The following is a 15,758-nucleotide window of genomic DNA, read 5'->3' as shown; positions in this document are numbered from 1 at the left end:
AAGTATTTGGTGCACACAACTCCTATCTTTTAAGCCAAACTTTTTTATGAATATAGTTGTACTAGATGGATACACCCTAAACCCTGGTGATTTAACTTGGGATGGCATAAAACAATTTGGAAACCTCAAAGTTTTTGACCGAACGGCATATAACGACGAGGCGATTATTGAAAATATTGGTGATGCCGAAATAATTTTCAGCAACAAAACTCCTATTAACCAATTTGTTATTAAAAATACGCCTAACTTAAAATACATAGGAGTATTGGCAACCGGCTTTAATGTTATTGACGTCGATTTCGCTAAAAACAAAGGTATTACAGTTACTAACGTACCAGATTACAGTTCAACTGCCGTAGCTCAATTTACATTGGCCTTGCTTTTAGAAATGTGCCATCGCATTGGTGCGCATAGCTCTGCTGTTAAAAAAGGCGAATGGATAGCAAGCAAAGATTTTTCATTTTGGAACTATCCTTTAATTGAACTATCAGGCAAAACAATGGGACTTGTTGGCTTTGGTAAAATCGGGAAAGCAACAGCCAAAATTGCTCAAGCTTTCGGATTAAAAATTAAAGTATACAACCGAACCATCTATACTGAATTTGAAAACGAAAACTTAAAATTCGTTTCGCTGGAAGAGCTACTTAGTAGTACGGACATTATTAGCCTTCACTGCCCATTAACTCCAGAAACCGAAAATATTATAAATGAAAATAATATTTCAAAAATGAAAGATGGCGCCATGCTCATAAACACTTCTCGCGGTCCGTTAATAAATGAAATAGACCTAACTACGGCTCTAAACAGTGGAAAACTTTCCGGAGCTGCTATTGACGTGATTTCAAGTGAACCCATGAAAGAAAACAACCCATTATTAAAAGCAAAAAATTGCATAATAACACCTCACATTGCTTGGGCTCCAAAAGAAGCACGAATGCGGCTAATGCAAACCACCATTGAAAACCTGAAAGCTTTTTTAAATGGCAACCCTAAAAATGTAGTAAACCGATAAAATGATTTAATTTCGAGAAATAGCGAGAGCCAAACCGCGTATTTCTGCCATACCCCTCAACCGCCCTATGGCCGTATAGCCCGCATAAGCATGGTTGTCTTCCAAATCGTTTAGCATTTGATGACCGTGATCAGGGCGCATAGGCAATTGTACACCACGTTGTTTTTCAACTTCTAGAACAGCCTTAACAATTTCACACATATCTGAAGAACCTTCTAAATGATTATCTTCATAAAAACTCCCGTCTTCCTCACGTCTTACATTACGTAAGTGCAAAAAGTGAATGCGATTGGCAAATTTTCTAATCATATTAGGTAAATCGTTATCAGCATTGGCTCCGAGAGACCCTGTGCAAAATGTTATTCCGTTGGATGGGCTATCAACAAAATTCACCAAATCATCCAAATCTTGTTCAGATTTTATTATTCTGGGTAATCCCATAATATCCATTGGTGGGTCGTCAGGATGAATGGCCATTACAATGCCATTTTCTTCACAAACGGGAATGACTTCATTAAGGAAATAAGATAGATTAGCTTTTAAATCAGCATGCGACAAACTATCGTATTGCGCTATCATGTCCTTAAAGACGGGAATGGTTAGATCGTCAACCGTTCCTGGAAGACCTTTCAAAACGTTATCTTCCAATTGTTGTTTTTCTTCATCAGTCATTTCTGAAAAACGAGATTCGGCCAATTCTAAAATTTCAGATGTATAGGCGTTTTCAACACCATCGCGTTTCATGATAAACTTTTCAAAAACGGCCATTTCAACCTTATCGAAACGAAGTGCTGTGCTTCCATCAGCCAATTTCCAAAATAATTGTGTACGCGTCCAATCTAAAACCGGCATGAAATTGTAGCACACATTTTTAATACCGCAAGTGGCCACATTTCTTAAACTTTGCTTATAGTTTTCTAAACGATCTAAATAATCACCTTTTCGCAACTTTATATTTTCATGAATAGGAATGCTTTCAATAAAGGCCCATTCCAAACCATGGGATTCAATTTCATCTTTCACTTTCTGAATTTCATTTACTTCCCATACTTCACCATTGGCTACATGGTGTAAAGCTGTAACAATTCCCTTTGCCCCCGCTTGTTTTATATATGATAATTTAACTGGATCTGTAACTCCAAACCATCTGAATGTTTCTTGCATATTTCTGTAATTTAATATTAAATGCCACTAAAGGCACTAAAACCACCATCAATAGGAATAACAATACCTGTTACAAATTTTGACGCGTCTGAGCATAAAAAATGTAATGCGCCATGTAGTTCATCCGCTTCACCAAATCGTTGCATTGGAGTGTTGCTTATAATGGTATTCCCTCTATCGGTGTAGCTTCCGTCTTCGTTGAGCAGTAAGGCCCGGTTTTGATTTCCTATGAAAAAACCTGGAGCAATAGCATTAACCCGCAATCCATCTCCATATTTTAATGCTAATTCTACCGAAAGCCATTTAGTATAATTATCTATAGCTGCTTTTGATGCTGAATATCCCGCTACCCTCGTTATGGCTCGGTCTGATGCCATAGACGAAATATTGACTATAATGCCATGCTTTTTCTTAGCCATTACTTTACCGAAAACCATAGTCGGGATTATACTTCCAAAGAGATTCAAATCGACTACTTTTTTAAAATCGTCCATTTTCATATCAAAAAATGATTGGTCTGGACCTACAGTAGCCCCAGGCATATTACCTCCTGCTGCATTTATTAATATATCTATTCGACCATATTTTTCCATAATAGCATCAGAGGTTTTCTGAACGCTCTCCTCCTCAACAACATTACAAACAAAACCATCTACATTATTACTAATAGCCGACATTCTTTGAACCGTTTCTGTAACCGTTTTTTCTTTATAATGGAGAATGATTACCTTGGCCTCGTTCTGCAATAGATACTCTGCCATACTACCACCAAGTACACCGCCTCCGCCAGTAACAAGTACAACTTTATCTTTTAAATCAAATAAATTCATTTTTGAATATTTTGGTTTGTTTTAATAATAAACAAATTTATATAAACTTTAATAATATGTTTTAACAGAAAACCACATATTACGAGAAAACTTGTTTGGGTTGGTATTTCAAATTACTTCAAAAAAAAAAACCTTTTGAACAAAGTTCAAAAGGTTTTAGTTGATTTTTTGTCGGGGTGGCAGGATTCGAACCTGCGACCTCCGCGTCCCAAACGCGGCGCGATAACCGGGCTACGCTACACCCCGAATTGATTATCTTAACGGGGTGCAAATATACTTTTTTTTATTTATCCTAAAGGATGTTTTTGAAAAAAAATAATTTCAAACACAATCGAATTATTTATTTGTTATACTTTTACTTTAATAAAAAAACTCAATACAAAACGTGCATTTTACCAAACTTCACCTCTCTTTTTTTATATATATTGGATGTAGCTCATTATCCCTTGGACAAATAAAACTAACGGGCAAGACTATCGACAGCCAGACCAAAGAACCTTTGGCCAATGTGATTGTCATAAACGTTAAAACCAATGACACAATAAATTCCAATCAACACGGATATTTTGAAGTTGCTGCTGAAGGAGTCTTTCTATTTAAAAAAGAAGGTTATTTAGAAAGCACATTAACTTTAAAATATAGAAAGGATTTAATTATTCATTTGCAAAAAAACCCCTCACAATTAAATGAAGTAGTAATAACCACCAGTACAACTTCTTCTATTTTAAAAAGGACGCCTGCGACTGTAAATATTGTTTCAAATAAAGATATTGAACGTGCAAACCATATTAATTTTACTCAAAGCCTAAACCGTGTTCCAGGAGTATTCATGCAAAGCGGTGCACTTAACACCAATAGAGTAACCATTCGCGGAATTGGGTCTAGAAACCTGTTTGGCACCTCAAAAATCAGGGCCTATTTTAAGGATATCCCCTTAACAAACGGCAGTGGCGAAACCAATATTGAAGACTTTGAACTAGCATCAATAGGCAAAATTGAAATAATTAAAGGTTCTATTTCTACCATTTATGGCGCCGGTTTGGGCGGCACGATTACCTTGGTTCCCAAACAGTCCGTAGTAAACCAATCGGCAATAAGTTCTGAACTCACTACCGGCTCTTTTGGCTTGTTAAAAAGTGTAACGACATTAAATTACGGACAGGATAAAAACAACTTATACCTAACACGCAGTACCACACAAAGTAATGGATTTAGAGAAAACAATCAATATAACAGGCAAACCGTAACACTAAACTCGAATCACAATATTAACTTAAAAAACGAAATATCGGTTTTAGCCAGTTATATTGATTTAAAGGCATTTATTCCGAGTTCAATAAACGAAACCACATATTTGAACGCTCCAGAAATGGCAGACACAAATTGGAAAAATGCAAAGGGTTTTGAAGACTCAAAAAGGGGTGTTTTTGGCGTTTCTTGGAACCATAATTTAAATGAAAATACAGACTTAATCTCTAGTGTTTTTCTATCCTTCAGAAACGCTTACGAACCCAGACCATTCAATATTTTGAAAGAGGAAACCCTAGCCTACGGACTGCGAAGTCGATTCGTGGGGCGTACAAAATTATTCAATAAAAAAGTAAATTATTCATTGGGTGGAGAACTTTTTAGGGATTCATACAACTATGAGACGTTTGAAAATTTATATAAAAATTTCCCTGAAGGAACAGGAAGCGTAGCTGGCAACCAACTATCAAACTTCAAAGAAAAGCGGTATAACTATAATGCGTTTGCCGAAGTTAATTTCCAGCTTTCTGAAAAAACCACATTATCAACTGGCATTAACCTCAACAAAACGGGATATCGATTATCTGATAATTTCCCGGTATCAGATACAAACGCAGACCAGTCAGGAAGATTTGAATTTAAAAATATTGTTTCGCCAAAATTTGGCGTTTCTTATATTATATCAAAAAACGCAAATATTTTCGGTAATATTAATCACGGCTTTTCTCCAATCTCACTGAACGAAACATTGCTTCCAGACGGCCAAATTAACCCCGATATAAAACCAGAAACAGGTTGGAACTTCGAAATAGGTTCGCGAGGCAGCGCATTAAACGAACGATTTCGTTACAGTCTATCTGTGTTTCGTTTAAACATTAAAAATCTTTTAGTTTCCAGAAGAACGAGTCAAGATCAGTTTATAGGCGTTAATGCCGGAAAAACACAGCACGACGGACTGGAAACATCCGCAGAATATTTAATTAAAGGCAGCAAACGTATTTCTATAAACATATTCTCTAATTTAACATGGAACCATTTTACTTTTAAAGATTTTATAGATGGTAATAACGATTTCTCTGGCAATGATTTAACTGGGGTTCCATCGCATGTATTTAACCTAGGGATTGATGTTAACTCTAAAATAGGCTTGTATGGAAACGTTAATTTTCAACAAGTTGGAAAAATGCCCATTACGGATGGCAACCTACTCTATTCCGACATGTACAGCTTAACCAATCTCAAATTGGGCTACAGTACAAATCTTAATAAAAACCTAAAGTTAAATGCCTTTTTCGGTTTAAACAATATATTTGATACGGTCTATGCGTCTCAAATTTTAATTAACGCATCAAGTTTTGGAGGTAATGCCCCTCGCTATTTTTATCCAGGTAATCCCTTAAATTTTTACGCTGGTTTTAATGTAAATTACTTATTTTAAGGAAATGTTAAAACAAACAAGATGAACATGAAGAATTTAAATTCCCTTTTTGTATTAATACTTATAGCGATTTCGGCCTGTGGGCAACAGAAAGAGTCAAGCGTTAAAGCAGAGGAACCACAAAATTTAGAGTACACCACCCAATTGATTGTTCCGGATTTGATGATTCCGTGGGGCATGACGTTTTTACCTGACGGAAGCATGCTCATTACCGAAAAAACAGGTGAAATCATCCTCTTTAAAGACGGAAACAAAACAAATATTGAAGGTGCTCCAGATGTTTATGTACGCGGACAAGGTGGCCTAATGGATATAAAAACCCATCCAGATTACGAAAATAACGGATGGATTTACATCACCTTTGGTTCAGCTAAAGGCGAAGGTGACGGCGGCAACACTGCTATTATGCGTGCCAAATTAAAGGACAACAAATTAATTGAAAAGCAGCTACTTTATAAAGCAGTACCTAACTCTAAAAAAGGACAACATTGGGGGTCGCGCATAGCATTTGACAATGATGGCTACCTCTACTTTTCAGTTGGAGATCGTGGAAACAGAGATGTAAACCCTCAGGATATAATGCGAGATTGCGGCAAAATATACAGATTGAATGACGACGGAAGCATTCCCAATGACAATCCCTATGTTAACACCCAAGGTGCTAAAAAGGCCATTTTTAGCTATGGGCACCGCAATCCTCAAGGCATGGTAAAAAATCCATTTACGGGACAAATTTGGGTAAACGAACATGGGCCCAGAGGTGGAGACGAAATCAATATTGTTGAAAAAGGAAAAAACTATGGCTGGCCAGTAATTTCATATGGTATTAATTACAGTGGCACAACCTTTACTGAAATTACCGAAAAAGAAGGCATGGAACAACCTTTGTTTTATTGGGTGCCATCTATCGCTCCTAGCGGAATGACCATTGTATCTTCTGAAAAATACCCTGAATGGAAAGGCAACGCGCTTGTGGGTGCTTTAAAGTTTGAATATTTAGAGCGTTTGGTAATAGAAAACAACAAAGTAACAAAACGCGAAAAACTATTTGAAGGCATTGGAAGGCTGAGAAACGTTGTTCAAGCACCAGATGGTTATATTTACATAGGCGTTGAAGGCCAAGGCATTTTTAAAATAATTCCTAAAAAATAAAACCTACAAAATGAAAATCATTATTATCTGTTTTGCAATTTTATCATTTATATCTAAAGTTGAGGATGAAAAAAATGCATATTGGCAAACCACCCCTTTAGAAGAAAGTATGGAGCGCGGAAGTGATATTTATCAAGATTTTTGCGTGAGTTGCCACCTTCCTTCAGGAGAAGGTGTTAGAAAAACCTATCCGCCTTTAGCAAAATCAGACTATTTAATGAACAACCGAACTGCCAGTATTAAAGGCATTAAATTTGGGCAGAAAGGCGAAATTGTGGTAAACGGCCAAAAGTATAACGGCTTTATGGCTCCCATGGGCTTAGGTAATGACGAAGTAGCTGACGTTATGAATTACATCACCAATAGTTGGGGCAATAAAAACGAAAAAATGGTTACTGAGGAGGAAGTTGCTAAAATCAAAAAATAAATCAGGTTTCAATCGTTATGATTTTTTCATTGAACTCATATTGACTTTTTATGTTTTACCGAAAATGAGATTAAATTTTTCCAGATGAGGCTCTTTTTGAAAGGCATAGCATGGCTACGGTTAAGAAAAGAAAAGAAATCTGGGTAAATTTAAGCCATTTTTTAGGAAATAGAAAAAGTCAATATGAGTTCATTTAACTAACTTTGTAAAAAGCAAAAATCATGCTCATTATTGGAATTGCAGGTGGCACGGGCTGTGGCAAAACCACGGTGGTCAATCAAATACTTAACGAACTTAAAGAAGGTGAAGTTGGTATTCTTTCGCAAGATTCCTATTATAAAGACACCACGCATTTAAGTTATGACGAGCGGGTGAAAATTAATTTTGACCACCCAAAATCAATAGATTTCGACCTGTTGGCGTCTCATTTAAAGGAGCTAAAAAAAAACAACCCTATAAACCAACCCGTATATTCGTTTGTTAAGCACAACAGAACTTACGACACTATTTTAACCCATCCCAGGAAAGTGATGATTGTTGAAGGCATTTTAATTCTTACCAATCCTGAATTGAGAGATATGTTCGACATTAAAATATTTGTGCATGCCGATAGCGACGAACGTTTAATTAGACGTTTAAAACGTGATATTTCGGAACGTGGCAGAGATTTAGACGAAGTTCTAACTCGTTACCAAACTACGCTAAAACCTATGCACGATGAATTTATTGAACCTATGAAAGAATATGCCGATATCATTATACCTAACAATAAATACAACAACGTGGCTATTGATATTGTTAGAACTATAATCACCCAAAAGCTATAATCATGAGCCTTAAAAACAATAAATATTTAAAACCGTTTAAAAATATTTTTCTGCTTATTTTAGTATTGTTTGCTGTTTGGATGTTCTTTTTTGATGCCAATTCATGGCTAATTCATCATGAACTCAACACCGAAATTGAAGACTTGGAAAATGAAAAAGAGTATTATAAAAAGGAAATAGAAAAAGATAAAGCCGACTTAGAAAAATTAAGCACGGAAGATGGCTTAGAAAAATTTGCTCGCGAAGAATACTACATGAAACGCGACAACGAAGAAATTTATATCATAGAATACGAAGACAGTTTAAAAACCGAGGATAATGAGTAAATCGCTATTTAGCGAGTTTAACAAAGTTTCTGCCAAACAGTGGAAGCAAAAAATACAGTACGATTTACAAGGAGCCAACTACAACGACACGCTCATTTGGAAATCGAATGAGGGCATTGATGTTAAGCCATTCTACCATGCAGATGATTTTGTTGCGCTTCCTGAAATTTCTAACACTAAAGCCTCAAAATGGAACATCTGTCAGTCTATTTATGTTGCCGATGTTGAAAAATCGAATTTAAACGCCATTCATTCTATTGAAGGCGGTGCTGAAAGTATTCTATTTATAATCCCTTCTGAAGATATTTCTGTAAAAAATGTTATTAAAAACATCGACTTAAACCATATTCAAATTCATTTTAAACCGCTTTTTCTATCGGAAGCCTTTATCAAAAAACTTCCAGAGAAAGCAAAAATCCATACCGACATTATCGGTAATTTGACCAAAACAGGCAACTTCTTCAAAAACTTAAACCATGATTTTCAAGAATTCGGGAACATTGTAAAAACCACAAAATCGTTTTCCGTCGACATGGCACTTTACCAAAATACCGGAGCCAACATGGTTCAGCAGTTAGCTTACGGATTGGCCCATGCCAATGAATATTTAAACCATTTTGAAAACCAAAACAAAAGTTCCGTCGAGAACATAAAAGCAACTTTTAATGTTTCCGTTGGTACCAATTATTTTTTCGAGATTGCGAAATTAAGAGCTTTACGTCTCCTTTGGGAAACTCTTGCTGCAGAATACAACACAAATCCCAACTGCCATATTTTTGTCTCGCCTTCAAAGCGTAACAAAACCCTTTACGATTACAATACCAACATGTTACGCACCACAACCGAATGTATGAGTGCTGTGCTTGGTGGGGCAAACACTATCTGTAATTTACCCTATGACGGTATTTACCATAAAACCAACAAATTTGGAGAGCGCATTTCGAGAAACCAATTGCTTATTTTAAAGCACGAAAGCTATTTTGATACGGTTAACAACCCTTCCGATGGGTCATATTACGTTGAAAGTTTAACGAGTCAACTTGCCGAAAAAGCACTGAATCTTTTTAAAGAAATTGAAGATCAAGGCGGTTTCTTAAAACAGTTAAAAAATGGCACCATCCAACGGAAAATAAAGGAAAGCGCCTCAAAAGAGCTAGAACAATTCAATAATGAAGAAGAAATTTTAGTAGGAACCAATAAATACGTGAATCCTAACGATCAAATGAAAGGCGAACTTGAGCTTTATCCTTTTTTAAAGACGAATCTTAGAAAAACACTTATTGAACCAATATTAGAAAAACGATTAACTGAAAATTTAGAACAAAAAAGATTAAAAAATGAAGATTAAAATGAACACAAAACTTCCACTTATTTTATTTTTATCACTATTCACTTTAGTTGGCTGTAAAAAAGACAAAACATTTACCAATTATAAATATGCCGACAAACCTGCTGTTATATCATGCGAAGGCGTGAACTCAAAATTGTACAACGAAGCCGTTTATTCATTTGAAAACGACATTTTAAATTTTTACGGCAAAGGCAACCAAAATACAACTTTAGCTAGATCTTATATACAAACCATAAGAACATCGGTTAATTCGCAATTAAAGTTTGACCAAATCGTCTCCAAACATACTTACGAAGTATTTGAAGCCCTAAAAAACGAAACCGCCCTTTGGGATGCTAACAACAACAAAAGCCATTTAAACTATGACGGCAAAACCATGGGGTGTATTTCAAATAACATTAAAGACCAAGCTTTAAAAACTACATTAGACGCTCTTTTATCAACAAAAACCATGAGCCCAAAATTATTTGGTGCACCATTAATTACTAAATATAATTCGGCCATGAACGACAAATATTTGGCACTTTACATTGCCTTAGATTTATTTTATGCCAAGATGTTTGATTTTGATTTCTCGAAAGTGAATTTCGATAAACCTGCTGAAGAAGAAAAAGTTGATTTTAATAAAACACCTAAGCCATAACCCTTAGACGCCCATACTTCAAACAACAACTAAAATTTGAGAAAAAATCTTCAACATATCGAATTAAAATCTGAAGCAAGAAGCACAGAACCAGAGAAAACAAACTTTCAAACTGCTGAAGGTATTGAGGTAAAATCTGTGTATTCCAAAGGAGATATTGAAGATGTATACCATTTAAACTTTGCCGCAGGTATTGCGCCATACCTTCGTGGGCCATATAGCACCATGTACGTTAAAAAGTCATGGACCATTAGGCAATATGCTGGGTTTTCAACAGCAGAAGAAAGCAATGCGTTTTACAGGCGTAACTTGGCTGCAGGCCAAAAAGGACTTTCGGTGGCTTTTGATTTACCTACACATCGCGGTTATGATAGCGACCACGATCGTGTTGTTGGCGACGTAGGCAAAGCAGGTGTGGCTATCGATTCGGTTGAAGACATGAAGGTACTATTCAATCAAATCCCATTGGAAAAAATGAGCGTATCTATGACCATGAATGGTGCTGTTTTACCAATCATGGCATTTTACATTGTTGCCGCCGAAGAACAAGGCGTAAAACCAGAACAATTAGCCGGTACCATTCAAAACGATATTTTAAAGGAATTCATGGTGCGCAACACTTATATTTACCCGCCTGCGCCTTCTATGAAAATCATATCGGATATTTTTGAATATACGAGTAGAAACATGCCCAAATTCAATAGTATCAGTATTTCTGGTTATCACATGCAAGAGGCCGGTGCAACGTGTGATATTGAGTTGGCATATACCCTCGCAGATGGTCTTGAATACATTAGAAAAGGCATTGAGGCCGGAATGGATATTGACACTTTCGCTCCACGGCTATCTTTTTTTTGGGGTATTGGGATGAATCATTTTATGGAAATCGCCAAAATGAGGGCTGGAAGGATGTTATGGGCTAAATTGGTAAAACAATTCAACCCTAAAAATGAAAAATCCTTGTCTTTGCGCACGCACTGTCAAACTAGTGGTTGGAGCTTAACCGAACAAGACCCATTCAATAATGTAGCACGCACCACTATTGAAGCTGCCGCTGCTGCATTTGGTGGCACCCAGAGTTTGCATACAAACGCTCTGGACGAAGCCATGGCATTACCAACCGATTTTTCAGCAAGAATAGCTAGAAACACTCAAATATTTTTACAGGAAGAAACCAAAATAACGAAAACTGTCGACCCCTGGGCGGGCAGCTACTATGTTGAAAAGCTAACGCACGATATCGCCCAAAAAGCCTGGGAACTTATTGAAGAGATTGAGGAACTTGGTGGTATGACAAAAGCTATCGAAGCTGGCATACCAAAACTTAGAATTGAAGAAGCCGCCGCTAAAAAACAAGCTCGAATTGATTCTGGAAAAGATATTATTGTTGGGGTTAATAAATATCAACTCCATGAAGAAGCCTCCATTTCTACGCTTGAGGTCGACAACCAAACCGTGAGAAACCAACAGATTGAAAGTCTAAAAAAAATTAAAGCCTCTAGAAATGCCGAAAACGCAAAAATTACTCTTGAAAAATTAACGGCAGCAGCCCAAAATGGTAAAGAAAATTTATTAGCTTTAGCTGTTGAAGCAGCTCGCCAACGTGCCACTTTAGGCGAAATAAGCAGTGCTCTAGAACTTGTTTTTGGCAGGTACAGAGCACAAATAAAATCATTTTCAGGTGTGTACAGTAAAGAAATAAAAAACAACGAAAGCTTTAAAAAAGCGCAAGAACTAGCCGATATTTTTGCAGAACAGGATGGCAGGCGTCCGCGCATTATGATTGCAAAATTGGGACAAGATGGGCATGACCGTGGTGCAAAAGTAGTTGCCACTGGCTATGCTGACGTAGGGTTTGACGTTGATATAGGCCCGTTGTTTCAAACACCCAAAGAAGTCGCCAAACAAGCCGTAGAAAACGATGTCCATATTTTAGGCATATCTTCCCAAGCCGCTGGGCATAAAACGCTCGTTCCTCAAGTTATTGAAGAATTAAAAAACTATGGTAGAGACGATATTTTAGTTATTGTTGGTGGTGTTATACCAAAACAAGATTATCAATTTTTGTTTGATGCCGGTACCGTAGCTGTTTTTGGCCCAGGAACAAAAATTAGTGATGCCGCCACTAAAGTTTTAAAGATTTTAATCGATTAAAGCCCTACTTAATTGATGTTTTTTATCTTATCGATTATATTAACTAGTTGGGTTTTTATTCCTAATAAATAATCGTATTTTTGCGCTTCATCAAACCTAATTAATTAATGGGTAAAATCATTGCTATTGCCAATCAAAAAGGTGGTGTAGGCAAAACTACTACTTCGGTAAATTTAGCAGCGTCACTTGGCGTTCTTGAGAAAAAAGTGTTACTAATAGATGCCGACCCTCAAGCAAATGCAACCTCTGGAATTGGCATTGACGTAGAATCTGTTGAAATTGGAACCTATCAGCTTTTAGAACATTCCAATATAGCCAAAGATGCTATCGTAAAGACAGAAACGCCAAATCTTGACATTATTCCGGCCCATATCGATTTAGTCGCTATTGAGATAGAATTGGTTGATAAGGATGAACGTGAGTATATGCTAAAAAAAGCACTAAAACCTATTAAAGATGATTACGACTACATTCTGATAGATTGTGCTCCATCATTAGGTTTATTAACGCTTAATGCCCTTACGGCATCAGATGCCGTTATTATTCCTATTCAATGTGAATATTTTGCGCTTGAAGGCTTGGGTAAATTATTAAATACCATAAAAAGTGTTCAAAAAATACATAATGCTGAATTGGATATTGAAGGCTTACTTCTTACCATGTATGATTCGCGTTTACGACTATCAAACCAAGTTGTGGAAGAGGTTCAAAAACATTTCAACGATATGGTTTTCCAAACCATTATTCAGCGTAATGTGCGTTTAAGCGAAGCACCCAGCTACGGCGAAAGTATTATAAATTACGATGCCAGTAGTAGAGGTGCCGACAATTACTTAAGTTTGGCAAAAGAAATTATCAATAAAAACTCCTAAATTATGGCTAAGGCAACTAAAAAACAGGCTTTGGGTAGAGGTTTGTCGGCGCTATTAAAAGACCCGAACAACGATATACAATCGGCACAAGATACCAATGCCGACAAAGTCATTGGGAATATAGTTGAGCTAGATTTAGATTTTATTGAAGTTAACCCCTTTCAGCCACGAACTAATTTCAGTGAAGAATCACTTCGTGAGTTGGCCTCTTCGGTTAAGGAATTGGGCATCATCCAACCTATAACCGTTAGAAAAGTTGGATTGAACAAATACCAATTGGTTTCTGGTGAACGTCGTTTTCGAGCTTCAAAATTATTAGGATTGGAAACCATTCCAGCCTATGTTAGAATTGCCAACGACCAAGAATCGTTGGAAATGGCCTTGGTTGAAAACATCCAACGCCAAGATTTAGACCCTATTGAAATCGCATTGTCGTACCAACGATTAATAGACGAGATTAACCTAACACAGGAACAAATGAGTGAACGTGTAGGTAAAAAGCGTTCTACAATAACCAATTATTTACGTTTGTTAAAGTTAGACCCAATTATACAAACTGGCATGCGTGATGGTTTTATTTCTATGGGGCATGGCCGTGCTTTAATAGCGGTAGAAGACCAATCTGCTCAACTTGATATCTACGAAAAAATACTTTCTAACAAACTTTCGGTTAGGGAAACTGAAAATTTGATTAGGACCTTCAATGGTTCAGAAGGCAATGAAATTCCTTCCAAAAAGCCAGAAAAAGACGATATTCCAAAATTTGTTAAAAAAGGTATTACGGCATTTTCTGAATACTTTGGGCACAAAATTGACGTTAAAGTCTCTAAAAACGGGAAAGGGAAAATAACCATACCTTTTCATTCAGAAGAAGATTTTAATCGTATTAAAAAATTAGTTAAAGGTGATTCCAAATAAATTGTTATGGGTTGCTGCATTCACGTTTTTGTGCAGTATGTCGCTTTTAGCCCAAGATAAAGACCCTGTAAAGGAAACACTCCCCGACCCCGTTATAGCTACCGATTCTATTTCAAAAGTACGAGAGCGCATCAACCCGCTTGCTCCGGCCAAAGCAGCATTTCTATCGGCTATTTTACCCGGTTTAGGGCAAGCTTACAATAAAAAGTACTGGAAAATCCCTATTGTTTACGGAGCTATTGGTACTGGTGTATATTTCTACATTAACAACAACAAAGAATATAACCGATACCGTGATGCTTATAAAAGTCGATTGGCTGGTTTTGAAACCGACGAGTTTTATTTTGATGGCAACGGCAACAAATTAACAACACCAAGAATCAGCACTAACAGGCTTGAAGATGCTCAAAAATTTTACAGGCGAAACAAAGAAATTTCGTTATTGGTTACATTTGGTCTATACGCACTAAATATTATCGACGCCAATGTTGATGCCCATTTAATGCAATATAATGTAGACGAAAACTTATCTTTGGCACCGCATTATAAATTTAACGAAATGGATGCCTCTAGTAATTTGGGACTAACCCTAAACTTTAAATTTTAGATTAGGCTGATAAAAAAACAAAAAAATAAAGATGAAAATAGCATTACTTGGATACGGGAAAATGGGAAAAACCATTGAGCAAATTGCCATAAAACGTGGGCACGATGTCGTTTTAACTATTGATAAAGATGACACCGACTACGACATCACAAAAGCCGATGTAGCGATAGATTTCAGCATCCCGAATGTGGCTTTCAACAACATCTCTAACTGTTTAAACCATGGTATTCCTGTAATTTCTGGAACTACCGGTTGGTTAGACAAATATGACGACGCCGTAGCCTTATGTAAAGAAAAAAATGGTGCATTTATCTATGCATCAAACTACAGCTTAGGTGTTAACATCTTTTTCGAGCTTAACAAAACCTTGGCCAAAATGATGAGCGCCTTAGAGCAGTATAACATTTCAATGGAAGAAATCCATCATACCCAAAAATTAGATGCACCCAGTGGAACAGCAATTTCTTTAGCGAACGACATTATTGAAAATCACGGCAGCTACAAAAATTGGAAACTGGACGAAAGTGCTGACAACACCATCCCTATTGTTGCTAAACGTATTGTAGATGTTCCGGGAACCCACACCGTAACTTATAAAAGTGAGGTAGATACCATTACTATTGAACACGAGGCCCACAATAGACAAGGGTTCGCTTTGGGTGCAGTAATTGCTGCCGAATGGATTTCTGGAAAAACAGGTGTTTTCACCATGAACGATGTGTTAAATATTGGTTAACACATAAAAAACGTGTAACAAAAAAGACTTGTGTTACTACAAACAAACAATAA

At 36.7% G+C, this 15,758-nt stretch carries 15 protein-coding genes and 1 tRNA gene; 13 read left to right on the top strand and 3 right to left on the bottom strand.

Features of this window, described 5'->3' with window-relative positions; genetic code table 11:
• The first annotated feature begins 46 nt into the window (after window positions 1-46).
• Window positions 47-1,012 (top strand): D-2-hydroxyacid dehydrogenase, encoded by a 966-nt coding sequence (locus ACIEHO_RS07365; RefSeq protein ID WP_406970200.1) that lies wholly within the window; start codon window positions 47-49, stop codon window positions 1,010-1,012.
• A 6-nt stretch (window positions 1,013-1,018) separates the two neighbouring features.
• Here the strand turns inward: ACIEHO_RS07365 and uxuA are convergent, their stop codons facing one another.
• From uxuA to ACIEHO_RS07350, 3 genes are all read right to left on the bottom strand, one after another.
• Complete coding sequence (uxuA, locus tag ACIEHO_RS07360; protein WP_406970198.1) at window positions 1,019-2,176, bottom strand: mannonate dehydratase; 1,158 nt, start codon at window positions 2,174-2,176, stop codon at window positions 1,019-1,021.
• Between the two features lie 17 nt (window positions 2,177-2,193).
• Window positions 2,194-3,006, bottom strand: a complete 813-nt coding sequence (locus ACIEHO_RS07355; RefSeq protein WP_406970196.1) for an SDR family oxidoreductase — start codon at window positions 3,004-3,006, stop codon at window positions 2,194-2,196.
• 171 nt (window positions 3,007-3,177) lie between these two features.
• Window positions 3,178-3,252: transfer RNA gene (locus ACIEHO_RS07350), tRNA-Pro, on the bottom strand.
• Window positions 3,253-3,391: 139 nt separating this feature from the next.
• On the opposite strand from ACIEHO_RS07350, the gene ACIEHO_RS07345 reads away from it, so the two are divergent.
• The 12 genes from ACIEHO_RS07345 (at window position 3,392) to dapB (ending at window position 15,705) form a co-directional block, all read left to right on the top strand.
• Complete coding sequence (locus ACIEHO_RS07345; RefSeq protein ID WP_406970194.1) at window positions 3,392-5,692, top strand: TonB-dependent receptor family protein; 2,301 nt, start codon at window positions 3,392-3,394, stop codon at window positions 5,690-5,692.
• 27 nt (window positions 5,693-5,719) lie between these two features.
• The gene (locus tag ACIEHO_RS07340; RefSeq protein WP_406970192.1) at window positions 5,720-6,844 is read left to right on the top strand and encodes a PQQ-dependent sugar dehydrogenase; all 1,125 of its coding nucleotides are present in this window, start codon (window positions 5,720-5,722) and stop codon (window positions 6,842-6,844) included.
• 10 nt (window positions 6,845-6,854) lie between these two features.
• A complete protein-coding gene (locus ACIEHO_RS07335; protein WP_406970190.1) occupies window positions 6,855-7,271 on the top strand; it encodes a c-type cytochrome in 417 nt (138 codons plus the stop codon).
• Window positions 7,272-7,492: 221 nt separating this feature from the next.
• Complete coding sequence (gene udk, locus ACIEHO_RS07330) at window positions 7,493-8,098, top strand: uridine kinase (protein WP_406970188.1); 606 nt, start codon at window positions 7,493-7,495, stop codon at window positions 8,096-8,098.
• 2 nt (window positions 8,099-8,100) lie between these two features.
• The gene (locus ACIEHO_RS07325; RefSeq protein WP_406970186.1) at window positions 8,101-8,424 is read left to right on the top strand and encodes an FtsB family cell division protein; all 324 of its coding nucleotides are present in this window, start codon (window positions 8,101-8,103) and stop codon (window positions 8,422-8,424) included.
• Window positions 8,417-9,772 (top strand): methylmalonyl-CoA mutase subunit beta, encoded by a 1,356-nt coding sequence (locus tag ACIEHO_RS07320; protein ID WP_406970184.1) that lies wholly within the window; start codon window positions 8,417-8,419, stop codon window positions 9,770-9,772. Before ACIEHO_RS07325 ends, ACIEHO_RS07320 begins: the two co-directional genes overlap by 8 nt.
• Window position 9,773: 1 nt before the next feature.
• Window positions 9,774-10,418: a hypothetical protein gene (locus tag ACIEHO_RS07315; RefSeq protein WP_406970182.1), complete on the top strand. Its 645-nt coding sequence runs from the start codon at window positions 9,774-9,776 to the stop codon at window positions 10,416-10,418.
• A gap of 36 nt (window positions 10,419-10,454) precedes the next feature.
• Window positions 10,455-12,572: a methylmalonyl-CoA mutase gene (gene scpA / locus ACIEHO_RS07310; protein ID WP_406970180.1), complete on the top strand. Its 2,118-nt coding sequence runs from the start codon at window positions 10,455-10,457 to the stop codon at window positions 12,570-12,572.
• Between the two features lie 107 nt (window positions 12,573-12,679).
• Window positions 12,680-13,444: a ParA family protein gene (locus ACIEHO_RS07305; RefSeq protein ID WP_406970178.1), complete on the top strand. Its 765-nt coding sequence runs from the start codon at window positions 12,680-12,682 to the stop codon at window positions 13,442-13,444.
• 3 nt (window positions 13,445-13,447) lie between these two features.
• On the top strand, window positions 13,448-14,362 hold the full coding sequence (locus ACIEHO_RS07300; RefSeq protein WP_406970176.1) for a ParB/RepB/Spo0J family partition protein: 915 nt from the start codon (window positions 13,448-13,450) through the stop codon (window positions 14,360-14,362).
• The gene (locus ACIEHO_RS07295; RefSeq protein ID WP_406970542.1) at window positions 14,352-14,969 is read left to right on the top strand and encodes a DUF5683 domain-containing protein; all 618 of its coding nucleotides are present in this window, start codon (window positions 14,352-14,354) and stop codon (window positions 14,967-14,969) included. The genes ACIEHO_RS07300 and ACIEHO_RS07295 overlap by 11 nt, the downstream gene beginning before the upstream one ends.
• 31 nt (window positions 14,970-15,000) lie before the next feature.
• Window positions 15,001-15,705 (top strand): 4-hydroxy-tetrahydrodipicolinate reductase, encoded by a 705-nt coding sequence (gene dapB / locus ACIEHO_RS07290; protein WP_406970174.1) that lies wholly within the window; start codon window positions 15,001-15,003, stop codon window positions 15,703-15,705.
• Window positions 15,706-15,758: the final 53 nt, after the last annotated feature.

This window comes from Flavisericum labens, from assembly GCF_045446075.1.
In the GTDB taxonomy this organism is placed as follows: Bacteria; Bacteroidota; Bacteroidia; order Flavobacteriales; family Flavobacteriaceae; genus Flavisericum; species Flavisericum labens.
Note: the sequence above shows the minus strand (reverse complement) of the source record. Positions and strands in the feature narration are given on the sequence as shown.

Excerpts from the sequence above, each read along its gene's own strand:
- ACIEHO_RS07340 (WP_406970192.1), top strand. The coding sequence starts at position 5,720 with ATGAAGAATTTAAATTCCCTTTTTGTATTAATACTTATAGCGATTTCG.
- uxuA (WP_406970198.1), bottom strand. The coding sequence starts at position 2,176 with ATGCAAGAAACATTCAGATGGTTTGGAGTTACAGATCCAGTTAAATTA.
- udk (WP_406970188.1), top strand. The coding sequence starts at position 7,493 with ATGCTCATTATTGGAATTGCAGGTGGCACGGGCTGTGGCAAAACCACG.
- ACIEHO_RS07315 (WP_406970182.1), top strand. The coding sequence starts at position 9,774 with ATGAACACAAAACTTCCACTTATTTTATTTTTATCACTATTCACTTTA.
- dapB (WP_406970174.1), top strand. The coding sequence starts at position 15,001 with ATGAAAATAGCATTACTTGGATACGGGAAAATGGGAAAAACCATTGAG.
- ACIEHO_RS07335 (WP_406970190.1), top strand. The coding sequence starts at position 6,855 with ATGAAAATCATTATTATCTGTTTTGCAATTTTATCATTTATATCTAAA.
- ACIEHO_RS07300 (WP_406970176.1), top strand. The coding sequence starts at position 13,448 with ATGGCTAAGGCAACTAAAAAACAGGCTTTGGGTAGAGGTTTGTCGGCG.
- ACIEHO_RS07320 (WP_406970184.1), top strand. The coding sequence starts at position 8,417 with ATGAGTAAATCGCTATTTAGCGAGTTTAACAAAGTTTCTGCCAAACAG.
- ACIEHO_RS07365 (WP_406970200.1), top strand. The coding sequence starts at position 47 with ATGAATATAGTTGTACTAGATGGATACACCCTAAACCCTGGTGATTTA.
- ACIEHO_RS07355 (WP_406970196.1), bottom strand. The coding sequence starts at position 3,006 with ATGAATTTATTTGATTTAAAAGATAAAGTTGTACTTGTTACTGGCGGA.
- ACIEHO_RS07325 (WP_406970186.1), top strand. The coding sequence starts at position 8,101 with ATGAGCCTTAAAAACAATAAATATTTAAAACCGTTTAAAAATATTTTT.
- ACIEHO_RS07305 (WP_406970178.1), top strand. The coding sequence starts at position 12,680 with ATGGGTAAAATCATTGCTATTGCCAATCAAAAAGGTGGTGTAGGCAAA.